Raw genomic sequence first — 23,808 nt, 5'->3', positions numbered from 1 at the left:
TTTTTTGTGGCGTCAGGATTGGCTTTTCTGTAGGAGCGAGCTTGCTCGCGAACCCCCTTGATGCCGTGGGTGTCGGGCAGGTTCGCGAGCAAGCTCGCTCCTACAGGTCATGGCTCCGTGCTGACCTGTGCGTAGGAGTGGACTTTGTCCGCGATGCTCCCGGAACCTATCGCGGACGGAGTCCGCTCCTACGCTGGTTGGCAAATCCGGCGTGGGGCGATCAGAGCGAGGTGTTGCCACTCATCGCCGCCGCATAGCGCCAGCAGGCGAACAGGCAGAGCAGCAGGCCGACCACCGCCAGCGCACCGCCGACATAGCCGATCCACTCCAGCCCCATGCCCACCGCGACGCGGCTGCCCAGCAGCGCGCCGCCGCCGATACCGACGTTGTACAGGCCGGAGAACATCGCCATGGCCACGTCGGTGGCGTCGTGGGCCAGTTGCAGGACCTTGGCCTGCAGCGCCAGGCCGAAGCAGAGGATCGCCGCGCCCCAGAACAGGCTCAGGCCCAGCAGTGCCGTGGGCGAATGGGAAAGCGGCATCAGCAGCAGGAGCGAGCTGCCGAGCACGGCGATGGCCATGCACGGAAAGGCGCGCGGGAAGCGCTCGCTGTAGCGGCTGAAGAGGATCGAACCGAACATCCCGGCGCCGCCGAACAGCAGCAGGAGCAGCGTGGTCTTCTGGCTGTCCAGTGCGGCGATCTCCCGCGCGAAGGGTTCGATGTAGCTGTAGGCGGTGAACTGCGCGGTGATCACCAGCACGGTGAGCACATACATCGACACCAGCGCCGGGCGGCGCAGCAGCAGCGGCAGGCTGCGCAGCGACCCGGAGTTCTGGCTGGGCAGCAGCGGCAGCGCGCGGGCCAGCCAGAGCACCACGACCACCGAGACGCCGGCAATCGCCAGGAAGGTGGTGCGCCAGCCCATCGCTTCACCCAGCACGCGGCCCAGCGGAATGCCCAGCACCATCGCCAGGATGGTCCCGCTGGCCAGCAGGCCGAGGGCCTTCGCCTGCTGGCCCGGTGGTGCCACGCGCACCGCGAGCGAGGCGGTGATCGACCAGAACACCGCGTGGGCGAAGGCGATGCCGAAACGGCTGATCATCAGCACCGTGAAGTTCCAGGCAAAGCCGGAGAGCACATGGCTGACGATGAACAGGCAGAAGATCACCACCAGCAGGCGGCGGCGTTCCATGTTGCGGGTCAGCTGCATCAGCGGCAGCGAGGCCAGCGACACCACCCAGGCGTAGAGCGTGAGCATCAGGCCGGTCTGTTCCGGACGCATGTCGAAACTGCGCCCGATATCGCTGAGCAGGCCCACGGGGACGAACTCGGTGGTGTTGAAGATGAAGGCGGCGATGGCCAGGGCGATGACGTTCAGCCAGCTGCCGGTACGGGGGTCTTGCGCGGTTGTCATGGGAATCCTGAGGTGAGAGGGGGCTCAGGCCGTGCCTTGGGATCACGCTTGTAGCGCGTCCCTGGCAAAGAAGAATTGTTGTTGCGGCGGAGTGCAATTCTAACCACGCATCCCGGCCCGCGCACGGCAAAGGGACGCTTGCGCGGGCGCAGCGGCAGGCTCAGGCGGCGTTGTCGATCAGCGGATCGGCCGCCTGCGCCACTTCCTCGGCCAGCCAGTCGAGGAACGCGCGCACTGGTGGATGGCGCTCGCGGCCGGGCACGCAGAGCGCGGTGTAGTTGGCACCAGGGACGTTGATCTCCGGGCGATAGGGCACCAGCAGCCCCTTCTCCACGCTCTCCGAGACCAGCAGCGAACTGGCCAGCACCAGCCCCTGGCCGGCGATGGCCGCCTGCAGGGCGTAGAACTCCTCCTCGTACTCGCGCTGTACCGCCTGGGTCAGCAGGCATTCTTCACCGGCTGCCGCGCACCAGGCCTTCCAGCCGCGCTCGTAGAGCTCGGAGTTGTACCAGCGCACGCTGATCATCTCCGGCACGTCCACGTCGGCGGTCGCCACCAGTGCCGGCGCGCCATACACGGCGAAGCGTTCGGCCAAGAGGAACTGGCTGTGCATGCGCGGGTACTCGCCGAAACCGTAGCGGATCGCGAGATCGACGCTGGCGTCCTGTTGCAGGTCGAGCAGTTCGCACTGGCTGTCCAGGCGCAGGCGGATGTGCGGATGGCGCGCATAGAAGCGCCCCAGGCGCGGCACCAGCCAGAGCGCCGCGAACGCGGGGGTGGTGGAGATCGTCAGGCTGCTGGCGTTGCGCTGCGGACGCAGGCTGTCCACTGACTGCGAGACCTCCAGCAGCGCGCCGTGCAGGCTGCGGAACAACCGCTCGCCGGCCTCGGTCAGGCGCACCTGGCGTGGCAGGCGCTCGAACAGCGGCAGGCCCAGCCATTCCTCCAGCGCGCGGACCTGGTGGGATACCGCCGTGGGCGTCACCGCCAGTTCCTCGGCGGCGCCCTTGAAACTCAGCTGGCGCGCAGCGGATTCGAAGGTACGCAGGGCGGGCAGGGGCAGGTTGGCGAACATCGAAATCTCCATGGATGAGTTGAACTCATCTGGGTGCAGTTTCCCTCAGTTGTCCGGGGAGCCGCCGGAAAATACCGTGGATGGCAAGCAGGGTGGCAATCCAGTGTAACGGATGAATCACCTGGAACAAGTCGAACCGAAGGAGTCACAGATGAGCCGTATTCTTGCCATTCACGCCAGTCCGCGTGCCGAGCGTTCCCATTCCCGTCGCCTGGCCGAGGGCTTCCTCGCTGCCCTGCCGTCCGCGGACATTACTCACCGCGAAGTGGGCCGAGCCAATCTGCCCCACGTCAGCGAAGGCTTCATCGCCGCGGCCTTCCATCCGCAGGGCGAGCATCGTCCGGCCGAACTTCAGGCGGAGCTGACGTTGAGCGATGAGCTGGTGGACGAGCTGCTTGCCCACGAACTGCTGGTGATTTCCACGCCCATGTACAACTTCAGCGTGCCCAGCGGCCTGAAAGCCTGGGTCGACCAGATCGTCCGTATCGGCCGCACCTTCGACCTGCACATCAAGGATGGCGAGGCCGAATACGAGCCGCTGCTCAAGGGCCGCAAGGCGCTGATCATCACCAGCCGCGGTGGCGCCGGCATGGGGCCGGGCGGTGAGCTGGAGTGGATGAACCATGCCGACGCGTGGCTGCGTGTGGCGCTGGGGTTCCTTGGTATCGAGGACGTACAGGTGATCGCCGCCGAGGGCGAGGAGGGCAATCCCGAGGCCTTCCGCGCTGCCTATCAACAGGCTGAACAAACCCTGGCCGACCTCGCCGAGAGCGAGTGGGCGCGTGCGTGATGGCCTGGGCGATGCTGATGGTGGCGGCGGTGTTCGAGGTGATGTTCGCGGTGTCGATGAAGTACGCCGAGGGCTTCACCCGGCCGCTGCCGACCGTGGTGACGGTGTTCGCGGTGATCGGCGGGATCTTCTTCCTCACCCTGGCGATGCGCCAGTTGCCGGTGAGCATCGCCTACCCGATCTGGACCGCCATCGGTACCCTGGGCACGGTGTTCTTCGGCTTCCTCCTGCTGGGCGAGGCGCTGACGCTGACCAAGCTGGCGTCGGTCGCCCTGATCATCGCCGGCGTGGCCGGGCTGCGGGCCTGATCGCCGGTGGCTGATGCTTGATGGTAAGGTGCCGCGCATTCTCCCCGACGGCACCGAGCATGAACGACAAACCGAAGAACCCGCTGCATGGCGTGACCCTGGAAGCCATCCTCAACCAACTGGTGGCGCAGTACGGCTGGGACGGGTTGGCCAAGCGCATCGACGTGCGCTGCTTCAAGAACGACCCGAGCATCAAGTCCAGCCTGACCTTCCTGCGTCGCACCCCATGGGCGCGGGAGCAGGTCGAGGCGTTGTACGTGAAGAGCGTCCAGGGCAAGTGAGGTCGGACTTTCGTAGGAGCGGTCTTCGTCCGCGATGGGTCCGCAGCGCACTGGAGGCGATCGCGGACGGAGTCCGCTCCTACGAGATACCTCTGCGCTTGGGCCATCCCTCACCCTAGCCCTCTCCCAAGGGGAGAGGGGACCGTTCGGTGCAGGATCAAACCTTCACGTCAGTCGGCTCGGACTGCCCCCTCTCCCTGAGGGAGAGGGTTGGGGTGAGGGGGAAGACGCAGCGACGGACGATCCAGAGAAGACAGTTGCTCCTACAGGTTTACCGCCAGCTCACCCGCAGGTTATCCAGGCGCTCCTGGCAGCCGGTGCTGATCCCGGGCTCCAGGTAGCTCGACAACATCGGCGCCATGCCCTTGAGCACCTGTACCGGCAGTGCCGAGGTGAACTTGAAGTTGTCCGACTCGCTGCCGGCCACGTAGGCGGTCAGCGTGCCGAAGTGGCGTGGGCCGATGTAGAAGACGAAGGTCGCCGTGCGGTTCATCGCCTTGGAACTCTTCACCCAGCCGCTGCGGGTCACGCTCTCGATGCGGTTGTCGCCGGTGCCGGTCTTGCCGCCCATCACCAGTGCGTTGCCATTGGCCAGCTTGAAGGTGCCTGACAAGCGCCGTGCGGTACCCGCGTCCACCACCTGCGACAGCGCAGTGCGCAGAGCCTGGGCGACCTCCGAACGCATCACCTGGCGGCCATTGTTGGATTCCGGGCCGAGGGTGACCTCATAGGGCGTGGCGGCGGCGAAGTGCAGGCTATCGATGCGCAGGGTCGGCTGGCGCACACCATCGTTGAGGATGATCCCCATCAGCTCCGCCAGCGCGGCGGGGCGGTCCCCGGAGCTGCCCAGCGCGGTGGCCAGCGATGGCACCAGGTGGTCGAACGGGTAGCCCAGGCGCTTCCACTGTTCATGCAGGTCGAGGAAGGCTTCCACCTCCAGCATGATGCGGATGCGCTTGTCGCGGGCGTACTTGTGCCGCGACTTGAACAGCCAGCCGTAGACCTGCTTGCGCTCGGCGCCGCTGGCGGCCACGGCATCGGCGAAGGTCGCCGCCGGCTGGCGTTGCAGGTAGCCCAGCAGCCACAGTTCCAGCGGGTGCACGCGGGCGACGTAGCCCTGGTCATTGAGGTCGAAGGCGCCCGGTCCATAGCGGGTGTAGAGGTCCTCGATGCGCTTGTCGGTGAGCTTGTCGCCAGCGTATTTGCCCTGCTTCAGGCGGTCCTGCAGGAAGGCGGTGAAGGTCGGCAGATCGGCCTGTGGTTGCAGGTAGCGATGGATCGCCGCCAGCCGCACCGGCCAGGCGCGCAGGCCATCGAGAAAGGTATTCAGGCGGTCGTCGTTGTCCTTGCCCTTGTATTTCTGCCAGAAGCGCAGCAGGTAGACCTGGCTTTCCTTGTCGACGAAGCGGTCCAGGTAGTCCTGCCGACGCGGGTCCTTGTCGTCGGCCAGCACCGCAACCTTGCTGCCTTCGTTGGCGTAGATGTCGTGGCGCACCAGATCGCGCAGCAGGCGCACGAAGGGCAGGTTGATGGATTCGCGCAGCGCGTCCTGCAGGGTCGGAATGCGACCGTTGTCCTCCTTGCGGAAGTTGCTGAAGGTGTGCACGCCGCCGCCGGTGAAGAAGCTTTCATAGGGGCTGGCGGAGTACTTGCGCTGCAGTGCGGCGGCGAGCATGTCCGGCAGGTTGCGGTCCTTGGCGGCGATCAGGTAATCGATGGACCAGCGACTGAGGATGTCCAGCGGTTCGATGTCCACCTTCTTCAGCTCGGCGACCGTCATCGGCGCGTACTGCTGGTGCAGGTCGGCGATGGTTTCCAGGTAGGTGGCGAGCACGCGCAGCTTGGCGGTCGAGCCCAGCTCCAGCTTGCTACCTTCGTTGATGTCGAAGGGCTGCTCGGTGCTGTCGGTCTGCACGCGCACGCGGTTGCCGCTGGGGGTGCGCTCGAACAGGGTGAAGCTGTAGCGCACGTCCCTGGTCTTGTCCTTGGACAGCAGGTGCTCGCCGAACAGGCCGATCTGCTCGGCGAAGTCCGGGTCGGACAGGTGCCGCAGGTAGCCGGTGACCTGCTCCTGCAGTTCATGCTGCAGGGTCGTGGTGAAGCTCATGTCGAAGCGATCGAGGTCATACAGCGGCACGTCGAGCATGCCGGCCAGGCGGGTGCGCGCAAGGCCGATGCCCTTGTTGTTTTCCAGCGGGGTGAAGCTGGGCTCGCTGCGCGGATCGCGGAATACCAGCTTCTGCTTGAGCGCCGCGTCGCGAAGTTCCGGGGCGATCACGTTGTTCTGCGCGAGCAGGCGCAGGTAGCTGTCGGTCAGCACGGCCAACTGGTCGCGGCCACGGGCGAGGTACCAGGAAGGCCGGCGGTGGGCAATCATCAGCGAAACGACCTGGCGCAGCGCCTTGCCCTGCGCGGCAAGCTCCGCACCGGAGCCGGGCGGGGCGTTGAGCAGCTTGTTGACCTGCTGGTAGTCGGCGCCGTACCAGATCCACAGGCCATCGGGCAGGCCGCTCACTTCGCCGTAACCCGGCTGCGCCGAGAGCGGTACGGAGTTGAGGTAGGTGAGGGCGACGTTGCGCCGTGCGGCCATGTTCTCCGCGCCGTTCTGGTAGGTGCGCACGCTGGCCGAAGCCATCTGCCGCAGCTTGTCGGTGATGGAGTTGGTGCGGCCATCCTCGGAATGGCGGTATTTCTCGATCTGCGTGGCCAGGGTGCTGCCGCCGGGGGCGTGGTTGCCCAGCCCGACCAGCTTGCCCACCTGCGCCACGGAGGCCTGGGTGAAGCGGCTCCAGTCGATGGCGGGGTTCAGGTAGGGGCGGTCGGGATCGAGCAGGTCGCGGTTCTCGATGTACAGCAGGCTGTTGACGATGGCCGGGGAGATGCTCTCGAAGTTGGCGTAGAGCCGCTGCGGGTAGCGGAAGTTGTAGATCGGCAGGCCGCGACAGTCGGCGATATCGACGCCGGCCTGGGCCTTCTCCGGGTAGGGCGGGAACATCCCGTGGCCGGTGTACTGCATCAGCGGATCGGAGAAGCGCGCCTGGCTCAGGGTGACGAAGTTGCGCTCGTGCAGGCGGCCCAGGAAGGTCGGCAACTGCTGATAGCCCAGGCGCCGATCGAAGGGGCCGCCTTGTGGATAAACCACAGCGTCGGTGCTGCCCTGTTCCAGGCGCCAGGTCAGGCCGGTGGCGTAGCGTGCCAGCTCGCGCGCCTGCAGCTTGGAGGTACGCGCCTCATACAGCAGCGCCGCACCCATGGCGGCAAGCAAAGGCAGGAGAAACAGGAAGAGAAGAAGGAAGCGGTGGTGATGCACTTTCTGTGGGGAAAGGCCGGGCCCCGGACTTCCCGGTTGGCCTGCCACTTGCGTACCGGAATGCTTCGAGTTGCCCATATTCACGCCCCGCCCATGCTTGTACGACAGCCCAGGTAGCGAACTCCGCCCACGTGATGGCCGACGCCCCTCCCGGCGCCGCGAAAGCCCCTAACCTGCGGCTTTCCTAAGTTCCAGCGTAGTTGGCGGCGAAAAATCTGCGCGCCGCCAGGTGCCGTTCGTGGCTCGCCGGATTGATTTGCCGACGGCCAGCAGGTGGAATGTGATTATTTGGACAGGAATGGCCGCCGATGCGTTCGTACTTTTTGCCCCTGATCGCGCTGCTGGGCGTTTCGTTGAACCTCGCCGCCGCGCCGATGCCCTTCTATAAATGGCAGAGCAAGCTCGATGGCGCCTATACCTGCCAGCAGACATCACCGGGCAGTGGCTGGCAGAAGATCGGCGGACCGTTCAGTGATGCCGGGTGCCGCAAGGCGTTGCCGCAGACGCCGCCGCCCAGGGGGCTGGCGGTGCCCAAGTCGTTGAGGACGCCGTAGCCCGTCACCGGCACAGGAGCGGATTGATCCGCGATCGCCTCTCCCCACTCACGGATATCGCCATGACCGACCACGACGCCCGAATCCGCCAGAGCTGGCAGGCCAACGCCGATGCCTGGACCCGCGCGGTGCGCGAGCAGCGCATCGAGAGCCGGCGGCTGGTCACCGACGCGGCGATCCTCGCCGCGATTGCCGAAGGTCCGGCACGCCGTGTGCTGGATATCGGTTGCGGCGAAGGCTGGTTGTGTCGTGCGCTGGCCGAGAAGGGCAGCGAGTGTGTCGGCGTGGATGCTTCCGCACCGCTCATTGAAGCCGCGCAGATGGCGGGCGGTGGGCGCTATGAAGTGATGGATTACGTGGGACTCATCGAAGCCGGAGATTCACTCGGCCAGTTCGACGCCCTGGTGTGCAATTTCGCCTTGCTCGACGAGTACCTCGCGCCATTGCTCGGCGTACTTCGCGAGCGGCTCAATCCCGGCGGGCGGCTGCTGATCCAGACCGTGCATCCGTGGGCCGCCTGCGGTGACGCGCCCTATGTGGACGGCTGGCGCCTGGAAGACTTCGCTGCCTTCGGCGGTGAGTTCAGCGCACCGATGCCCTGGTTCTTCCGCACCCTGGAGTCCTGGCTGGCGCTGCTGGCCGCCAGCGGCTGGCGCCTGCGGCAACTGCGCGAGCCTCGTCATCCGGACACCGGCAAGCCCTGCTCGCTGCTGCTGGAGTTTCAGCCGCTGGGTGGCTGAACCGCTCTACACCGGCCCTGGTGGCGCGGGAAGATGTGGCGATACGCCGCTATCCCTTTGGTCACATTGCACCTTGGTGGTGCAGACGATTCCCTCCTACTTGTGTAACACTCGCCCGCGACCTCAGCCGTGGTCCTCCCGCAATGCCCACGTCCGCTTCACAAGAGCGGGCAGCCTCTTCCGGTGTGCCGTCCTGGAACTGCCAGACACTTCTCCCTCCGTGCCGCCCGGCGCGGTGGCGAAGCCTTTTCGGCGGTTCCGCATCCCGACTGCACTTAGAGTCCTCGGCTGATATTTCCCAAGAACAAAATGAGGTTGCATCACCATGTCGTCCCACGATCTCCAAAGGGATCTCAACGAGCGGCACATCCGTCTCATGGCCCTGGGCGCCTGCATCGGCGTCGGTCTGTTCCTCGGCTCCGCCAAGGCCATCCAGATGGCCGGCCCGGCCATCATGCTTTCCTACATCATTGGCGGTCTCGCCATCCTCGTGATCATGCGCGCCCTCGGCGAGATGGCCGTGCACAATCCCGTGGCCGGCTCGTTCGCCCGCTACGCCCAGGACTACCTCGGCCCGCTGGCCGGTTACCTGACCGGCTGGAACTACTGGTTCCTCTGGCTGGTGACCTGCGTCGCGGAGATCACCGCGGTGGCCATCTACATGGGCATCTGGTTCCCCGACGTGCCGCGCTGGATCTGGGCGCTGGCCGCGCTGGCGAGCATGGGCACCATCAACCTCATCGCCGTGCGCGCCTTCGGTGAGTTCGAGTTCTGGTTCGCCCTGATCAAGATCGTCACCATCGTCGCCATGATCCTGGCCGGCGCCGGCATGATCTTCTTCGGCCTGGGCAACGGCGGTATCGCCACCGGCATCTCCAACCTCTGGAGCAACGGCGGCTTCATGCCCCACGGCATCACCGGCGTGCTGATGTCGCTGCAGATGGTGATGTTCGCCTATCTGGGCGTGGAGATGATCGGCCTCACCGCCGGCGAAGCGAAGAACCCGCAGAAGACCATCCCGGGCGCGATCAACTCGGTGTTCTGGCGCATCCTGCTGTTCTACGTGGGCGCGCTGTTCGTGATCATGTCGATCTACCCGTGGAACGAGATCGGCACCCAGGGCAGCCCCTTCGTCATGACCTTCGAGCGCATGGGCATCAAGACCGCCGCCGGCATCATCAACTTCGTGGTGATCACTGCCGCGCTGTCGTCCTGCAACGGTGGCATCTTCAGCACCGGCCGCATGCTCTACAGCCTCGCCCAGCATGGCCAGGCCCCGGCTGTGTTCGCCAGGACCTCCAGCGGCGGCGTGCCGCGCAATGCGCTGCTGCTGTCGATCTTCGCGCTGCTGCTGGGCGTGCTGCTGAACTATCTGGTGCCCGAGAAGGTGTTCACCTGGGTGACCTCCATCGCCACCTTCGGTGCCATCTGGACCTGGGCGATGATCCTGCTGGCGCAGTTGAAATTCCGCCGCGGGCTGAGCGCTGCCGAAGCCGGCAAGCTGCAGTTCAGGATGTGGCTGTACCCGATCAGCTCGTACCTGGCCATGGCCTTCCTGGTGCTGGTAGTGGTGCTGATGGCGTTCTTCGAAGATACGCGCATCGCGCTGTATATCGGCCCGGCCTTCCTGGTGCTGCTGACGGTGCTGTACTTTGCGCTCAACCTTGCTCCCAAGGAGCAGGGCAGCGTCGCCAGTCGCGCCTGATGTGCGGTTGAACGATTGAAAAAAGGGCCTCTTCGGAGGCCCTTTTCTTTTGCTGGGTGATTACGCCGTGGGCAGGCTGCCGGCCATGCGCGTCAGGCTGCGATCGAGTTCGGTGATTTCCAGTTGCAGGCCGATGGGGCGTTTTTCGATGAGTTCGGCGAGGGTCTGTTCGGCGGTGGCGAACAGGGTGTCGACGATGCGCTGGCGCAACTCCTCGGGGCGGCCAGGGGCGATGCGGATCTGGATGTTGATGAAGGCTTCGTCCCGGGTGTTGGCGCCAACGTGGAACTGGTCGATGGCGCGGGCGAAGGTGCGCAGGCCGTTGCTGGGGAACACGCCCAGGCCTTTTGCGGCTTCATGGAGTTTTTCAGGCAGTTCCAGAGGCAGCAGGTCGTTGGTGAGGTTGGCGGTGTAGTCGATGGCGATGTGGGGCATTGAGTTGTCTGTCCAGGTATGGTTTTGGCCATCCTAGGACGGCACTCCTGTGCGGGACATACGGGTGATTACTTAGTTGGGATTGGGTGTTATTGCGCCGCTTTGGTGTGCGCCGAGAGATTCTGTTTCGCCCCCTCGGGCGAGTTACTTCTTCCAAACGCCGAAGAAGTAACCAAGAAGGCTTGCCCCTCCATCCGGTTTTTCGCTTGGGGCGAAAAATTCCCTCGTTGAAGCGAAGTTTCAGGGGCACGCCACGACGGGCCATCCCTGGCCCATCGTGGCTCTCGCGACATCCATGTCGCTCAACCCCTGAAACTCCGCTTCAACGAGGCCTCCTGAAAGGGGCATTCCGGAGCGTGCGGATGTTTCTCTGGAAATCCTTTAAAGCCAGAGCATGGGGCTTTTGTAGGAGCGAGCTTGCTCGCGAACGGACTTCGCTGCGGAATCGGTTTCGCGAGCAAGCTCGTTCCTACAGATTGGATTGAGGGCGCTTCAGGTCGCCAGCAACGGTGGCATCGGGCAATCCAGGATATCCGCCACCGCGCGCATCAGCTCCGCTTCGCCAGCGGTGATGCGCCCGTCGTGCTCGATGCAGCGCGCCAGCGCCTTGAGCAGTTGCGGCTTCTGCAGCGGGCGCAGTTGTTCCAGCTGCTTCAGTGCGGTCTCCAGCTCGCGCAGGCTGGCGGCGCCCGGCAGCGGCCGGGGGGCGAAGGGCAGGCCGCTCCAGGCATCGGCGAACGCCTGCTCGGTCTGCAGGTCGCTGGTTTCGCCAACGCGGGCGAGGAAGGCCAGCAGCGTTGCGCAGGCTTCGGACAGGTCCGCCAGTGCCACGTTGCCGATCTTGCCGCTGCCCGGCCGCAGGTTGCGCTCGATGATGCGCAGAAGCGTCCATTCCAGCAGCTTGACCTTGCCGTCCAGCTTGATCAGTAGCGCCATGTTCTCGCGCAGGGCGAGGAAGGCCTTGGCGTCCAGTTGCTTGAGCGCCGGCATGGCCAGGTCGAGCAGGGGCAGGCGCTGGCCCGGATCGAGTCGAAGCAGCGACTCCTCCAGCAGGTCCAGTTGCAGCGCCAGGCTGAGGTTCAGGCGTTGCTTGATCGCTTCCAGCTGGCGCGCCCGCAGGCCGGGGTCGCTATCCAGCAGCAGGCCGTAGACCAGCGCTTCGGCGCCTTCGCTGTCATGGGCGGCGCGCTGCAGGCGCTCGTCCAGGCGTTGCAGGGTGCTGCGGGCTTCCTGCAGGTGCGCGATGGTGGGTGCGCCGACGGCGGCCACTGCCACGTCCACGGCGCTGGGCTGGTACGGCTGGCCGGTGACGGCGGAGGTCCAGGCTTGCTTGTTCATCAGCGCCACGTCCAGGCGTGGTTCGAATTTCGGGTAGTTTCCGTCCCAGCCCGGATCGACGCGGCGAATACGGTCCTTCAGCGGCGGGTGGGTGTCGAACCAGCTGCTGCCCACGCCATCGCCGAAGTACATATGGCTGAATTCTGCCGCGCGCGGGGCGCTGAGCAGGGCGCCCAGCGGGTTGCCACCGATCTTCTTGAGCGCACCGGCGATAGTCGAGGGATCACGGGTGAACTGCACGGCCGAAGCATCGGCCAGGAACTCGCGCTGGCGGCTGACCGAGGCCTTGATCAACTGCCCGAAGAAGGTGCCGACATAGCCGAGTACGTAAAGCACCACGCCGGCGCCGATCACCAGCAGCACCACGCTGCCGCCGCCGTTCTTGTCGTTGCTGCTGTTCCGGCTGCTGATGCGCACGCCAGTGCTGGTCTCGCTCCAGCCGCGCAGCAGCATGCCGCCGATCAGGCCAAGCAGGAGCATGCCGTGGAGCAGGGCGGTCAGCCGGGTGTTGAGCAGCATGTCGCCGTGGTGGATGTGGCTGAACTCGTGGGCGATCACGCCCTGCAGTTCATTGCGGTCGAGCTGCTCGATGGCGCCGCGGGTAATGCCGATCACCGCGTCGCGGGGTGTCAGGCCGGCGGCGAAGGCGTTGATCGAGCCGTCTTCCAGCACATACACCGGCGGCACCGGCGAGCCGGAGGCCAGGGCCATTTCCTCGACCACGTTCAGCAACCGACGCTCGTCAGCATTGCTGGCGCTGAGGTTGAGCAGGCGGCCGCCGAGGCTCTCGGCCACGACCTTGCCGCCCGCACTCAACTGCACCTGCTTGTACAGCGCGCCGAGGACGACCACGCCGACGATCACGGCGGCCACCGACAGGTACAGCTCCGGATCGGGCAGGGAGGCGCGCGAGGTCAGGTGCAGAGCAGGCTCGCCGAGGTGACGCCAGAGCCAGCCCAGCGCCAGGCTGGTGATGGTCACCAGGCACACCACGGCGATAGTCAGCAGCAGGACCAGGCGCCCGGTCTGCTTGCGGGCGCGGTCCTGGTGTTCGAAGAAGTTCATCGCGCGTCCTGCGCCGAGATTTTAGAAGGCGACTTTCGGCGCGGCCTGGATTGCCTTGCTGTCCTCGAACTCGAGCAGGCTGGCGTCCTTGCTGTGGCCGTAGGTGGCGGCCAGGACATTGGCGGGGAAGGACTGGCGGTAGGTGTTGTACTCCATCACCGAGTCGTTGTACGCCTGGCGGGCGAAGGCGACCTTGTTCTCGGTGCTGGACAGTTCCTCGCTGACCTGCTGCAGGTTCTGCGAGGCCTTGAGGTCCGGGTAGGCTTCCAGGGTCACGTTCAGGCGACCCATCGCGCCACCCAGGGCATTCTCGGCGGCGGCCAGTTGCGCCATGCGGCCGGCGTCGCCCGGTTGCTCGGACGCGGCCTTCAGGCCGGCCACGGCAGCGTTGCGCGCAGCGATCACAGCTTCGAGGGTTTCGCGCTCGTGCTTGAGGTAGGCCTTGGCGGTTTCCACCAGGTTGGGGATCAGGTCGTAGCGGCGCTTGAGTTGCACCTCGATCTGCGCGAAGGCGTTCTGGTAGCGGTTGCGCAGCGCCACCAGACGGTTGAACACACTGATCAGCAGAAAGATCACGCCAGCGATGATGGCGAGGGTAATGATCGAGGAAACGCTCATGGGATGTCCTTATCGGCAGGCGATCGAGCGTCGATAATAGCGGAAAGCCAGCTGAATGTTGGGCAACTTCTCACGTCTTGCTTCGGCAGTGCATCGGCCGTATTGCGGCGTGTTGCGAAATGAAAAAAGGGCCTCCATGGAGGCCCTTTTGCCGAGCCCTGTAAATCAGCGGTTCAGATACTCGGCGACGGACAGCACTTCGGCGTAGGCGAAGGCAAACGAGGCCATGTAGGCGGCATGGACCTGGGCGGCCGGCACCTTCACGCCGTTGAACTCCAGGTCCAGCGTGGCGCAGGCGTCGTGCAGCACGGTTACCGTGTAGCCGAAATCGGCGGCGGCACGCACCACGCCGTCCACGCACATGTGGCTCATGTGACCGACAACGACCACGGAGTCGACGCCGTGCTGGTCGAGGATGGCCTTGAGGTCGGTGTCGCGGAACGAGTTGACGAAGTGCTTCAGGACCACCGGCTCGCCGGGCAGGTTGGCGACCTTGGCGTGGATTTTCGCGCCGTCACTGCCGGGAGCGAAGAACGGGGCGTCGGCGCTTTCGAACTCGTGGCGTACGTGCACCACCAGGTCACCGCGCTCGCGGAAGGCGGCGAGTACCTTGGCGGCCTGGTCGGCGGCCGGCTCGATGCCGACCAGCGGCCACTTGCCGGAGGGGAAGTAGTCGTTCTGGATATCCACTAGGATGAGCGCTTGCTTGGCCATTTCCGAATTCCTTTTGAGTGGTGAGGAAGTGGGACCAGTATGGTTCGCCGCTCGCCGAGCGGGGATCAGGTGGAACGACAATAATCAGGGGAAAACTGACAATGGCTGTGGAACGGAGCGTCGTCGAGATCGGGTTGCTGCTCTATCCCGGCGTGCAGACGGCGGCGCTGCACGGGTTGACCGATCTCTTCGCGGTGGCGGAGCGCATCGCCGGCGACGAGGCCGGCGCTCAGCTGCCGGCACTGCGCGTCAGCCATTGGTGCGGGGAGGCCGGCAGCGAACCGCATCGTGTCTTCGATACGCATCCCGGCGCTGACAGCCGCCTGGTCGCGGTGCTGGTGCCGCCGTCACTGTTCGGCCTGCCCGACGTCGCGCCGCTGCGCAACCTCACCGACTGGCTTGCTGCGCGCCATGGCGAGGGCGCCATCGTCGGCTCGGTTTGCATCGGCGGGCTGCTGGTAGCCGAAGCCGGGCTGCTCGACGGCCGCAGCGCCACCGCTCACTGGAGCGGTGCCGAAGCCTTTGCCAAGCGTTTCCCGCGCGTACGCCTGGAGGCGCACAAGCCCATGGTCGACGATGGTGACCTGATCACCTCCGCCGGCCTGATGGCCTGGTCGGAGCTCGGCCTGCGCATCGTCGACCGCCTGCTCGGCCCGAGCATCGCCAGCCGCACCGCACGCTTCATGGTGGTGGAGCACAGCGACAGCGCCCAGCAGTGCGGCAGCAACTTCGCGCCGCTGCTGGGGCATGGCGACGCCGCGATCCTCAAGGTCCAGCACTGGCTGCAGGGTAATGGCGCGGTGGACGTCAGCCTCGCCGCCATGGCCGCCCAGGCCGGGCTGGAGGAGCGCACCTTCCTGCGCCGCTTCCGCGCCGCCACCGGGCTCAAGCCCACCGAGTACTGCCAGCACCTGCGCGTGGGCAAGGCGCGGGAGCTGCTGGAGTTCACCAACGGCACGGTGGACCACATCGCCTATACGGTCGGCTACCTCGATCCGGGCTCGTTCCGCAGCACCTTCCGCAAGATCACCGGGATGGCGCCGAGTGATTACCGCAAGCGCTTTGGGGCAAAAGCGGCGGAAGTGCCCGTCAAGAGCTGATCAAATCCACCGATCATTCTCCGCCGTCCGCTCGCCGCCCTGATCCCCGGTATTCAGCACGCCGCGCGGTTCGATCAGCATCACCTGCACTTCCCGCTCGGCATACGGCTTGTGCTCCACGCCGCGCGGTACCACGTAAAGCTCACCGGCGCGCAGGGTCAGCGGGCCGTCGCGGAAGTCGATGCGCAGTTCGCCGTCGAGCACGATGAAGGTTTCGTCGGTGTCTGCGTGGCTGTGCCAGACGAAGTCGCCGTGCAGCTTCACCACCTTGAACTGGTAGTCGTTCATCTCGGCGATCACCCGCGGTTGCCAGGTTTCGCTGATGCGGCCGAGCTTTTCCTGCAGGTTGATCGGTTGGCGTTGGGTCACGGTGGTTCCTCCCTTGGTTCGATCCCTTGAAGCTACGGCCAGCCAAGACGCGGGTCTTGCAGGAAATTGCGCTTCGATCGCCCCTGCATTGACCTCATCGGGTTGCCGGCCCCGTCCCTGGCGCAGACAATCGATCCTTGGTCCGTCAGAAAGGAGTGCCGATCCATGGCGCAGAACATCTACGACAATCCCGAATTCTTCGCGGGCTACGCCCAGCTGCCACGTTCGCAGCACGGCCTGGACGGCGCGCCGGAGTGGGCCTCGCTGCGCTCGCTGTTGCCGCCGCTGGAAGGCTTGGACGTGGTCGACCTCGGTTGCGGTTATGGCTGGTTCAGCCGTTACGCCGCGGAGCAGGGCGCGCGCACGGTGAGCGGGCTGGACGTGTCGCAGAAAATGCTCGACCACGCACGGGCGAACACCGAGGCCGCGCAGGTGAGCTACTTCCATGCCGACCTCGACCAACTCGAACTGCCCACCGCGGCCTTCGACCTCGCCTACAGCTCGCTGACCCTGCATTACCTCGCAGACCTGCCGCATTTCTTCCGCAACGTACACGATGCGCTGCGCCCCGGCGGCAGCCTGGTGTTCTCCATCGAACACCCGATCTACATGGCCTCGCTCAAGCCGGGCTGGGTCGTCGATGGCGATGGCCGCCGCTGCTGGCCGGTGGATCACTACCAGGACGAAGGCGAGCGCCGCACCGACTGGCTCGCCAAGGGAGTGATCAAGCAGCACCGCACCCTGGGCAGCATCCTGAATGCGGTCATCGGCGCGGGGCTGACGTTGCGCCACGTCGAGGACTGGGGCCCGAGCGCCGGGCAGGTGCAGGCCAATCCGGCACTGGCCGAAGAACGCGAGCGGCCGATGTTGCTGCTGGTCGCCGCGCAGCGCTGAAGAGCGAAAAACGGGCGACTATGCTCAGAGCATTGCGCCCGTCCTGCCCCGGAGATCGCCATGTCCCAGCCCGCCTCCGTCGTCCGCCCCAGCGTCATTCCCTGCCTGCGCTACCGCGATGCCCCCCAGGCCATCGACTGGCTGTGCGCCACCTTCGGCTTCCAGCGGCAACTGGTCGTTGCCGATGACCACGGCGGAATCGCCCACGCGCAGCTGGCACTGGCCGACGGCAGCGGCCTGGTGATGCTCGGCTCGTTGCACGACAACGAGTACGGCCGCCTGATGCGCCAGCCCGACGAGATCGGCGGCTGTACCCAGAGCATCTACGTGGTGGTGAAGGACGCCGAAGCGCTGTACCGCGCAGCGGTGGATGGCGGCGCGCAGATCGTCATCGACATCAAGGACGAAGACTACGGCGGCCAGGGCTTCACCTGCCGTGATCCGGAAGGGCATATCTGGAGCTTCGGCACCTACGATCCCTGGCACTGACTTCGCCCTGCAACATCCTGCGCAAGCCCCGAGCTTGACGCTTTCCCATCGCAAGTGTTGATATGCGCCCCGTTTCAGGTGCCCCCCGCCGCCGTGCGTGGGGTGAAACGGGAAGCCGGTGCGTCGCCTTCGTGCGATCAGTCCGGCGCTGCCCCCGCAACGGTAAGCGAGCGGAGCATCCACTAAGCCACTGTGCGCAAGCATGGGAAGGCGGATGCCCCAGGACCCTCGCAAGCCCGGAGACCGGCCTGGAACCTGTTTGGCAAACCCGCGGTGGGCGGGCGTGAGCCGGTTCCCGGGGCGCGCTCGTTCCGGGTGTCGCTGCGCCGCCTGCGAAATCCCGATTTCGAGGCGATCACCTTGCATTCTCCTGCTTCCATCTCCCGGCGCGCCCTGCGCTGGACTCCCGTTCTCTCCCTCTGCGCCCTGAGTTCGCAGCTTGTGGCAGCGCCCCTCGACCTGGCCGATGAAATCGTCAGTGCGCCTTCCGTGGAGTCCACCACGGTGGCCGACATGGCGCGCTACGGCAGCAAGCTGGAGGTCATCGACCGCGAGCAGATCGAGCGCGCCGGCCCCAGCGCCGACATCACCCGCGTGCTGCAGATGTACGTGCCCGGCCTGTTCGTCGCACCGAAGAACGGCCCGTTCGACTACGGCACCTACTCGCTGCTGGGCGGGCGCAACGACGACACGCTGATCCTGCTGGACGGCGTGCGCCTGAACAATCGCCTCTACGGCGGCATCTACATCGATACCCTGCCGACCACTGCGGTGGAGCGCATCGAGGTGCTCAAGGGCGGCCAGGGCCTGCTGTTCGGCACCCAGGCGGTGTCCGGGGTGATCAATATCGTCACCCGCAGCGCGCGTTCGCGCGAGGCGTCCGGCGAGGTCAACCTGGGCCTGGATACGTTCAAGGGCCGCAGCGGCGATGCCCGCGCGGAGAAAGTCGTGCAGAACGGCCTGGGCGACCTCGGCCTGATGGCCTACGTCAGCCACAACCGCTCCGACGGCTACCAGCCGTACCGCGACCGCGACATGACCGACACCGTCAGCGACAAGCGCCGCTCCTACGACGTCAACGTGTTCGGCGCCAAGGCCATCCAGGCCATCGGCGATGCCTCGCGGCTGGAGCTGTTCTACCAGTACGCCGACGCCGAGCTGGACTTCGCCCGACCGACATCGAACCATCACACCAGCAACAACCGCGTGCAACAGATCGCCACGGCGACCTTCCAGCAGAGCGTCAACGACGACTTCAGCTGGTTCGCCAAGACCCACATCAACGACTGGGATACCCGCTACGACCGCGTCTACAACCTGCAGGGCGGCGGCACCCAGGTGCTCAATCACAATGACTACTGGGGCTTTACCGACTGGGGGGCGCAGCTCGAAGGCAAGGCCAGGTTCGGTGGCGGTCACGAGCTGGTCTTCGGGAGCGACAACCAGTGGTACAAGGGCCAGGACGATGTGCTGATCATCGACAACGACAAGGCCGAGTCCCATGCGCTGTACGCCCAGCTGCGCCCGCGCATCGACGCGCTGCCCGACTGGCACCCGAGCCTGGGCGTGCGCCGCGAGGAAATCTCCGGCGGCGAAGGCGCCACGGTGTGGATGCTGACCTCGCTCTATGACCTAACCCAGCAACTCAAGCTGCGCGGCCAGTTCGGCACGGCCTTCAAGTTGCCCACCGCCGAGCAACTGTTCGTCAATGAGCCGGGCGACGAAGTCGGCAACCGTGACCTCAAGCCCGAGCGCAGTCGCAACGCCGAACTGGGCCTGGATTACACCGGCGAGCTGTTCGACCAGCCGTGGAGCGGCAGCGTCACCCTGTTCCGCCGCGAGATCACCGACCTGATCACCCTCGCGGGCGATCAGTGGGTGAACGGCAACGGCGAGATCGAAGTGCGCGGCGTGGAAGCCAACGGCCAGTGGCAGTTCGGCCGCCATTGGCAGCTCTCCGCCGACGCCACGCGCAACCTGGTGGACAGCCGCAAGGGCGTGACGGTGAACAACATCCCGCACTTCTTCGCCCGCGTGCGTGCCGGCTATGACGACAACCTCTGGGGCGCTGGCCTCGCCACACGCTACGTGGGCTCCATCGTCAGCGCCCAGGACGACGACTACGGCCACTACACCGTGTTCGACGGCGATGCCTATCGCTACCTCGACGCGGCCCGCGCGCATCGTCTGAGCCTGCTGCTGGAGAACCTGCTGGACCGCGACTACGCCACCGGCCGCACCAGCAACGGCATCCGCCAGGTGGACAACCTCGGCCGGCCGCGCACCGCCGAGCTGCGCTACACCTTCAGCTTCTGATGAGGGCCATCCTGCTGGTCGGCCCGCTGGCCGGCGCCCAGGGCGAGCGCCTGCACCGCGAGGTGTCGGCGCGTCTGGCGGGTGTCGAGAGCATCGACACCAGCGAGGGCTTCGACCTGCTCTGGGCCCGAGCGCGCGCGCAGCTTGCCGATGCCGCGTCGTTGTTGCTGGTCGACCTGGAGCCCGCCACCGACGGCGCCTACCTCGACTGGCTGCGCGCCGAACTGGCGGTACTGGCGGATGAGTTTTCGCAGGCGCCGGTGCCGAGCATCACGGCATCGGCGCTGGGCCGGCGTGGGCTCGACGTCGGTGCGGTGCTGGCGGCGATCGACGATCCGGCGCAGCAGCTGGAATGCCGGGGTGTCGGTGCGGTGCCGTCGCAGCCCGACTGGTCCGCGCCGCCGCCGCATCGTCATCACCTGTTCCTCTGCGCGGGGCCGCGCTGCGTGCGCCGGGGCGCGTTGCCGTTGTGGAAGACCCTGCGTCGCGAACTGATTCGCCACGACCTCTACGAGAACGCCAAGGGCGCCTTGCTGACCCGCACCGGTTGCCAGTTCCCCTGCAATCGCGGGCCGGTGCTGACGGTCTACCCCGAGCGCGTCTGGTACGGCTTGCGCAGTGATGAGCAGGTTTGTCGGGTGGTGACCGAGCACCTGCGCGATGGCGTGCCGGTGGCGGATTTGCGCGTGGATGACGAAGCATGAGGCCGGCATGGCTCTTTGTGGGGGCGAGCTTGCTCGCGAAGCGCTTGATGCCATCGGTGCCCGGTTTGGTTCGCGAGCAAGCTCGCTCCTACACATTGGCATTGGCGCTCGGGGTGGCGTTGCTGCAGGGCATGGCGACGGCCACTGCCCAGGACTACCGCAACTGCGCGCAGGACTGGCACATCGATCACCCTCCGCAACGCATCCTCGCCCTCAACCAGCACGCTGCCGACCTGCTGCTGGCGCTGGGCGCCGGGTCGCGATTGATCGGCGTGGCCTACATCGATGACGACCTCAACCTGAGTGGCGGCCGCTATCGCGGCGTGCCGCTGCTGGCGCGCCAGTACCCGGCGGCGGAAGCGGTCTACGCGCTGAAGCCGGACCTGGTGGTGGCCGGCTTCGCCTCGGCCTTCCGGTTGGGCAACCTGTCCCGCGCAGAACTGGCCGGCCAGGGTGTCGGGAGCTACCTGTTGGATGCTGGGTGCGGGGTGTGGACGGATGATCTGTTCGTCGGTGTCGAGACGGACCTGACGACCTTGGGCGAAATTCTTGGCGAGCAGGAGCGGGCGCAGGAACTGATTCGCCAGCAACGCGCCGAGCTGGCCGAAGCCCGCCGCCTCTTTGCCCACCACAAGCCGCTGGACGTCTTCTATCTCGACAGCGCCAGCAACGGACTGGAGAGCCAGGGCCGGCGCGGAGTCATTACACAGCTGCTGCATGCCGCCGGTGCGCACAACCTGTTCGAGGATGTCGACCTGGGCAGCTTCACCGCCAACACCGAACAACTGCTGGCACGCGATCCGGATGTGATCCTGATGGCCGATGCGCTGTGGTCCACGGCCGAGCAGAAAAAGAAAACGCTGCGTGCCGACCCGGTGCTGTCGCGACTGCGCGCCGTGCGCGAAGGGCGCTTCGTGGCCTTGCCGTTCACTCATCTGTTCCCTGGCGTGCACAGCGGCCAGGCGGCTCGCGAACTGGCGCAGGCGCTGCGCCGGTTTTGAGCGCAAGCGTCCTGTCTGTTCGCCGCTCACTGTTCCTACCCAAGCGCGGGAGCCCGTGTTAGAAAGCGCCCATCGATCCTTGGGAGGTTGTCATGGGCAAGTTGCGCGTTGGAGTGATTTTCGGTGGGCGTTCGGCGGAGCACGAGGTGTCGCTGCAATCGGCGAAGAACATCGTCGACGCGCTGGACCGCGAGCGCTTCGAACCGGTGCTGATCGGTATCGACAAGGAAGGCCGCTGGCACCTCAACGATGCCTCCGACTACCTGCTCAACCAGGAAAACCCGGCCCTCATTGCGCTGAACCGTTCCAATCGCGAGCTGGCCGTGGTGCCGGGCAAGGCCGAGCGGCAACTGGTGGAAACCGGCAGCCGCCAACTGCTCGATCACGTCGACGTGATCTTCCCCATCGTTCACGGCACCCAGGGCGAGGACGGCTGCCTGCAGGGCCTGCTGCGCATGGCCGATATTCCCTTCGTCGGCTCCGACGTGCTGGGCTCGGCCATCTGCATGGACAAGGACGTGAGCAAGCGCCTGCTGCGCGACGCCGGCATCGCCATCACGCCGTTCCTCACGCTGACCCGCGCAAATGCCGCCCGCACGCCATTTGCCGAGGCGCAGCGCAAGCTCGGCCTGCCGCTGTTCATCAAGCCGGCGAACATGGGCTCGTCGGTGGGCGTCAGCAAGGTCGAGGACGAGGCCGCGTACGACGAAGCCGTGCGCCTGGCGCTGGCCTTCGATGACAAGGTGCTGGTCGAGGCCGCCGTCAAGGGCCGCGAGATCGAGTGCGCGGTGCTGGGCAACGATCAGCCGATCGCCAGCGGCTGCGGCGAGATCGTCGTCGGCAGCGGCTTCTACTCCTACGACAGCAAGTACATCGACGAGGATGCGGCCAAGGTCGTGGTGCCGGCGGATATTCCGGCCGAGGCCGGCGAGCGTATCCGCCAGCTCGCGGTAGACGCCTTTATCGCCCTGGAATGCTCCGGGCTGGCACGGGTCGACGTGTTCCTCACCGACAGTGGCGAGGTGCTGGTCAACGAGCTCAACTCGCTGCCCGGTTTCACCCGCATCAGCATGTATCCCAAGCTCTGGCAGGCCGCCGGGATGACCTACAGCGAGCTGGTCAGCCGCCTGATCGACCTGGCCATCGAGCGCCACGCCGCCCGGCGCAACCTGCAGACCAATCGCTGATCCACGCCCCGCCAGCTGCTTCTGCGCTACCCTGAGTGCCCGTCGCCCGGTTTCGGGCGGCCGGCCCCGTGTCCCGTAACGAACAGTCAGAAGGAGCACGAGATGAACACTGTGGTATTCGCCGACGGCACCGCCGTACCCGCCATCGGCCAGGGTACCTGGCGCATGGGCGAGGACAGCTTCCAGCGCAAGCGCGAGGTCGCCGCCCTGCGCGAAGGTATCGAGCGGGGCCTGACCCTGATCGACACCGCCGAGATGTACGCCGAGGGCGGTTCGGAGGAGGTGGTTGGCGAGGCTATTGCCGGGCTGCGCGAGCAGGTCTTCCTGGTCAGCAAGGTCTACCCGCACAACGCCAGCCGGCGTGGCATCCCCGAGGCCTGCGAACGCAGCCTGCGGCGCCTGGGTACCGATTGCCTGGACCTCTACCTGTTGCACTGGCGCGGCCAGTACCCGCTGGATGAAACCGTGGATGCCTTCGAGCGGTTGCGCGAGGCGGGCAAGATCAAGCGCTGGGGCGTCTCCAATTTCGACCTCGACGATATGCAGGAGCTGAACGAACCGGCCTGCGCCACCAACCAGGTGCAGTTCAGCCTGGAGGAGCGCGGTATCGAGTGGGACCTGCTGCCCTGGTGCCAGGAAGAACGCATGCCGCTGATGGCTTACTGCCCGGTTGGCCAGGGCGGTCGCCTGCTGCGCGATCGGGTACTGGCGGATATCGCCGGCCGCCACGACGCCACCCCGGCCCGCGTCGCCCTGGCCTGGCTGATCCAGCAGCCGGGAGTGATCGCCATTCCCAAGGCGGTCGAGCCGCTGCACGTGCGCGACAATGCCGCCGCGCTGCAATTGCGGCTGACGCCCGAAGACCTCGACGCCCTCGACGCCGCCTTCCCGCCGCCGAACCGCAAGCAGCACCTCGCGGTGGTCTGACTCCGCACCACGCACCGGCCCCGATCGTCGCCCCCCAGGGCGCGGCCGGGGCAGGGTGCTAGCCTTCCTCCATGGCCAAGATGGCCTGGGAGGGCAACAGCGATGAGCAACTACACGGCGGACGGCGCCGCCATCAATCGGGTACTGACCGATTACGTCGAGGGCATGACTTTCGGTGACGAGGCCCGGCTGCGCCAGGCCTTCCATCCTTCCTGCAAGATCATCGGCAACTACCACGGCGCGTTGGAGTGGGCCTCGCTGGACGAGTTCATCGGCGCCATCAAGGCCGAATCGCCGCCTGCCGAAGGTGCGCCGCCGGCGTGGGAGCTGAAGTCCCTGGACATCACCGGTGATAGCGCAGTGGCCAAGGTCACCGACGAGTTCATGGGCATGCACTTCACCGACTACCTGTCGCTGCTGCAGGTCGGCAACGGCTGGCAGATCGTCAACAAGCTCTACTACCTGCACGAGTGA

General features: G+C 66.1%; 23 protein-coding genes and 1 riboswitch. Of the genes, 15 read left to right on the top strand and 8 right to left on the bottom strand.

Annotated elements, in window-relative coordinates; genetic code table 11:
* Nucleotides 1-220: 220 nt before the first annotated feature.
* Both PNI01S_RS25315 and PNI01S_RS25310 read right to left on the bottom strand, forming a co-directional pair.
* Nucleotides 221-1,414: a sugar transporter gene (locus PNI01S_RS25315; RefSeq protein WP_084359648.1), complete on the bottom strand. Its 1,194-nt coding sequence runs from the start codon at nucleotides 1,412-1,414 to the stop codon at nucleotides 221-223.
* A 160-nt stretch (nucleotides 1,415-1,574) separates the two neighbouring features.
* Nucleotides 1,575-2,489, bottom strand: coding sequence for a LysR substrate-binding domain-containing protein (locus PNI01S_RS25310; RefSeq protein WP_024765556.1), 915 nt, complete (start codon nucleotides 2,487-2,489; stop codon nucleotides 1,575-1,577).
* A gap of 151 nt (nucleotides 2,490-2,640) precedes the next feature.
* Between PNI01S_RS25310 and PNI01S_RS25305 the strand changes: the two genes are divergently transcribed.
* The 3 genes from PNI01S_RS25305 to PNI01S_RS25295 are packed head-to-tail and all read left to right on the top strand — an operon-like array spanning nucleotide 2,641 to nucleotide 3,868.
* Nucleotides 2,641-3,279, top strand: a complete 639-nt coding sequence (locus PNI01S_RS25305; protein WP_084359647.1) for an FMN-dependent NADH-azoreductase — start codon at nucleotides 2,641-2,643, stop codon at nucleotides 3,277-3,279.
* Nucleotides 3,279-3,587: a DMT family transporter gene (locus tag PNI01S_RS25300; protein WP_084359646.1), complete on the top strand. Its 309-nt coding sequence runs from the start codon at nucleotides 3,279-3,281 to the stop codon at nucleotides 3,585-3,587. The genes PNI01S_RS25305 and PNI01S_RS25300 overlap by 1 nt, the downstream gene beginning before the upstream one ends.
* A gap of 59 nt (nucleotides 3,588-3,646) precedes the next feature.
* Nucleotides 3,647-3,868, top strand: coding sequence for a VF530 family protein (locus PNI01S_RS25295; protein ID WP_024765559.1), 222 nt, complete (start codon nucleotides 3,647-3,649; stop codon nucleotides 3,866-3,868).
* A 271-nt stretch (nucleotides 3,869-4,139) separates the two neighbouring features.
* Here the strand turns inward: PNI01S_RS25295 and PNI01S_RS25290 are convergent, their stop codons facing one another.
* Nucleotides 4,140-7,256, bottom strand: coding sequence for a transglycosylase domain-containing protein (locus PNI01S_RS25290; protein ID WP_065084193.1), 3,117 nt, complete (start codon nucleotides 7,254-7,256; stop codon nucleotides 4,140-4,142).
* A 230-nt stretch (nucleotides 7,257-7,486) separates the two neighbouring features.
* Here PNI01S_RS25290 and PNI01S_RS25285 point away from each other — a divergent pair, with 230 nt between their 5' ends.
* The 3 genes from PNI01S_RS25285 to PNI01S_RS25275 all read left to right on the top strand — a co-directional run bounded on the left by PNI01S_RS25285 (nucleotide 7,487) and on the right by PNI01S_RS25275 (nucleotide 10,177).
* The gene (locus PNI01S_RS25285; RefSeq protein WP_065084194.1) at nucleotides 7,487-7,732 is read left to right on the top strand and encodes a hypothetical protein; all 246 of its coding nucleotides are present in this window, start codon (nucleotides 7,487-7,489) and stop codon (nucleotides 7,730-7,732) included.
* A 62-nt stretch (nucleotides 7,733-7,794) separates the two neighbouring features.
* Nucleotides 7,795-8,472 (top strand): class I SAM-dependent methyltransferase, encoded by a 678-nt coding sequence (locus PNI01S_RS25280; protein WP_065084195.1) that lies wholly within the window; start codon nucleotides 7,795-7,797, stop codon nucleotides 8,470-8,472.
* Nucleotides 8,473-8,797: 325 nt separating this feature from the next.
* Nucleotides 8,798-10,177 (top strand): amino acid permease, encoded by a 1,380-nt coding sequence (locus tag PNI01S_RS25275; RefSeq protein ID WP_051445677.1) that lies wholly within the window; start codon nucleotides 8,798-8,800, stop codon nucleotides 10,175-10,177.
* A gap of 60 nt (nucleotides 10,178-10,237) precedes the next feature.
* Here the strand turns inward: PNI01S_RS25275 and PNI01S_RS25270 are convergent, their stop codons facing one another.
* From PNI01S_RS25270 to PNI01S_RS25255, 4 genes are all read right to left on the bottom strand, one after another.
* Nucleotides 10,238-10,612 carry a 5-carboxymethyl-2-hydroxymuconate Delta-isomerase gene (locus PNI01S_RS25270; RefSeq protein ID WP_024765563.1) on the bottom strand — a complete coding sequence of 125 codons (375 nt, stop codon included), beginning with the start codon at nucleotides 10,610-10,612 and terminating at the stop codon, nucleotides 10,238-10,240.
* A gap of 492 nt (nucleotides 10,613-11,104) precedes the next feature.
* Nucleotides 11,105-13,015: a M48 family metallopeptidase gene (locus PNI01S_RS25265; RefSeq protein ID WP_084359645.1), complete on the bottom strand. Its 1,911-nt coding sequence runs from the start codon at nucleotides 13,013-13,015 to the stop codon at nucleotides 11,105-11,107.
* Nucleotides 13,016-13,036: 21 nt separating this feature from the next.
* Complete coding sequence (locus PNI01S_RS25260) at nucleotides 13,037-13,633, bottom strand: LemA family protein (RefSeq protein WP_024765354.1); 597 nt, start codon at nucleotides 13,631-13,633, stop codon at nucleotides 13,037-13,039.
* 165 nt (nucleotides 13,634-13,798) lie between these two features.
* Complete coding sequence (locus PNI01S_RS25255; protein WP_037011273.1) at nucleotides 13,799-14,347, bottom strand: cysteine hydrolase family protein; 549 nt, start codon at nucleotides 14,345-14,347, stop codon at nucleotides 13,799-13,801.
* 101 nt (nucleotides 14,348-14,448) lie between these two features.
* On the opposite strand from PNI01S_RS25255, the gene PNI01S_RS25250 reads away from it, so the two are divergent.
* Entirely contained in the window at nucleotides 14,449-15,447 is a 999-nt protein-coding gene (locus tag PNI01S_RS25250; RefSeq protein WP_084359644.1) for a GlxA family transcriptional regulator, read from the top strand.
* Here the strand turns inward: PNI01S_RS25250 and PNI01S_RS25245 are convergent, their stop codons facing one another.
* Nucleotides 15,448-15,816 (bottom strand): cupin domain-containing protein, encoded by a 369-nt coding sequence (locus PNI01S_RS25245; RefSeq protein WP_084359643.1) that lies wholly within the window; start codon nucleotides 15,814-15,816, stop codon nucleotides 15,448-15,450.
* 165 nt (nucleotides 15,817-15,981) lie between these two features.
* Between PNI01S_RS25245 and PNI01S_RS25240 the strand changes: the two genes are divergently transcribed.
* The 8 genes from PNI01S_RS25240 to PNI01S_RS25205 all read left to right on the top strand — a co-directional run bounded on the left by PNI01S_RS25240 (nucleotide 15,982) and on the right by PNI01S_RS25205 (nucleotide 23,808).
* On the top strand, nucleotides 15,982-16,710 hold the full coding sequence (locus PNI01S_RS25240; protein WP_084359642.1) for a class I SAM-dependent methyltransferase: 729 nt from the start codon (nucleotides 15,982-15,984) through the stop codon (nucleotides 16,708-16,710).
* A 60-nt stretch (nucleotides 16,711-16,770) separates the two neighbouring features.
* Nucleotides 16,771-17,199: a VOC family protein gene (locus PNI01S_RS25235; RefSeq protein WP_024765359.1), complete on the top strand. Its 429-nt coding sequence runs from the start codon at nucleotides 16,771-16,773 to the stop codon at nucleotides 17,197-17,199.
* A 59-nt stretch (nucleotides 17,200-17,258) separates the two neighbouring features.
* Nucleotides 17,259-17,465, top strand: a riboswitch (cobalamin riboswitch).
* Between the two features lie 94 nt (nucleotides 17,466-17,559).
* Nucleotides 17,560-19,515 carry a TonB-dependent receptor plug domain-containing protein gene (locus PNI01S_RS25230; RefSeq protein WP_084359670.1) on the top strand — a complete coding sequence of 652 codons (1,956 nt, stop codon included), beginning with the start codon at nucleotides 17,560-17,562 and terminating at the stop codon, nucleotides 19,513-19,515.
* Nucleotides 19,515-20,219, top strand: a complete 705-nt coding sequence (locus tag PNI01S_RS25225) for a (2Fe-2S) ferredoxin domain-containing protein (protein ID WP_084359641.1) — start codon at nucleotides 19,515-19,517, stop codon at nucleotides 20,217-20,219. The genes PNI01S_RS25230 and PNI01S_RS25225 overlap by 1 nt, the downstream gene beginning before the upstream one ends.
* 131 nt (nucleotides 20,220-20,350) lie before the next feature.
* Nucleotides 20,351-21,220, top strand: coding sequence for an ABC transporter substrate-binding protein (locus PNI01S_RS25220; protein ID WP_084359669.1), 870 nt, complete (start codon nucleotides 20,351-20,353; stop codon nucleotides 21,218-21,220).
* A gap of 92 nt (nucleotides 21,221-21,312) precedes the next feature.
* A complete protein-coding gene (gene ddlA, locus PNI01S_RS25215) occupies nucleotides 21,313-22,407 on the top strand; it encodes a D-alanine--D-alanine ligase (RefSeq protein ID WP_084359640.1) in 1,095 nt (364 codons plus the stop codon).
* 102 nt (nucleotides 22,408-22,509) lie between these two features.
* Nucleotides 22,510-23,334 (top strand): aldo/keto reductase, encoded by an 825-nt coding sequence (locus tag PNI01S_RS25210; RefSeq protein WP_024765364.1) that lies wholly within the window; start codon nucleotides 22,510-22,512, stop codon nucleotides 23,332-23,334.
* Between the two features lie 102 nt (nucleotides 23,335-23,436).
* The gene (locus PNI01S_RS25205) at nucleotides 23,437-23,808 is read left to right on the top strand and encodes a nuclear transport factor 2 family protein (RefSeq protein WP_037011283.1); all 372 of its coding nucleotides are present in this window, start codon (nucleotides 23,437-23,439) and stop codon (nucleotides 23,806-23,808) included.

Origin of the sequence: Pseudomonas nitroreducens NBRC 12694 (assembly GCF_002091755.1) — a bacterium.
Taxonomy (GTDB): domain Bacteria; phylum Pseudomonadota; class Gammaproteobacteria; order Pseudomonadales; family Pseudomonadaceae; genus Pseudomonas; species Pseudomonas nitroreducens.
Note: the sequence above shows the minus strand (reverse complement) of the source record. Positions and strands in the feature narration are given on the sequence as shown.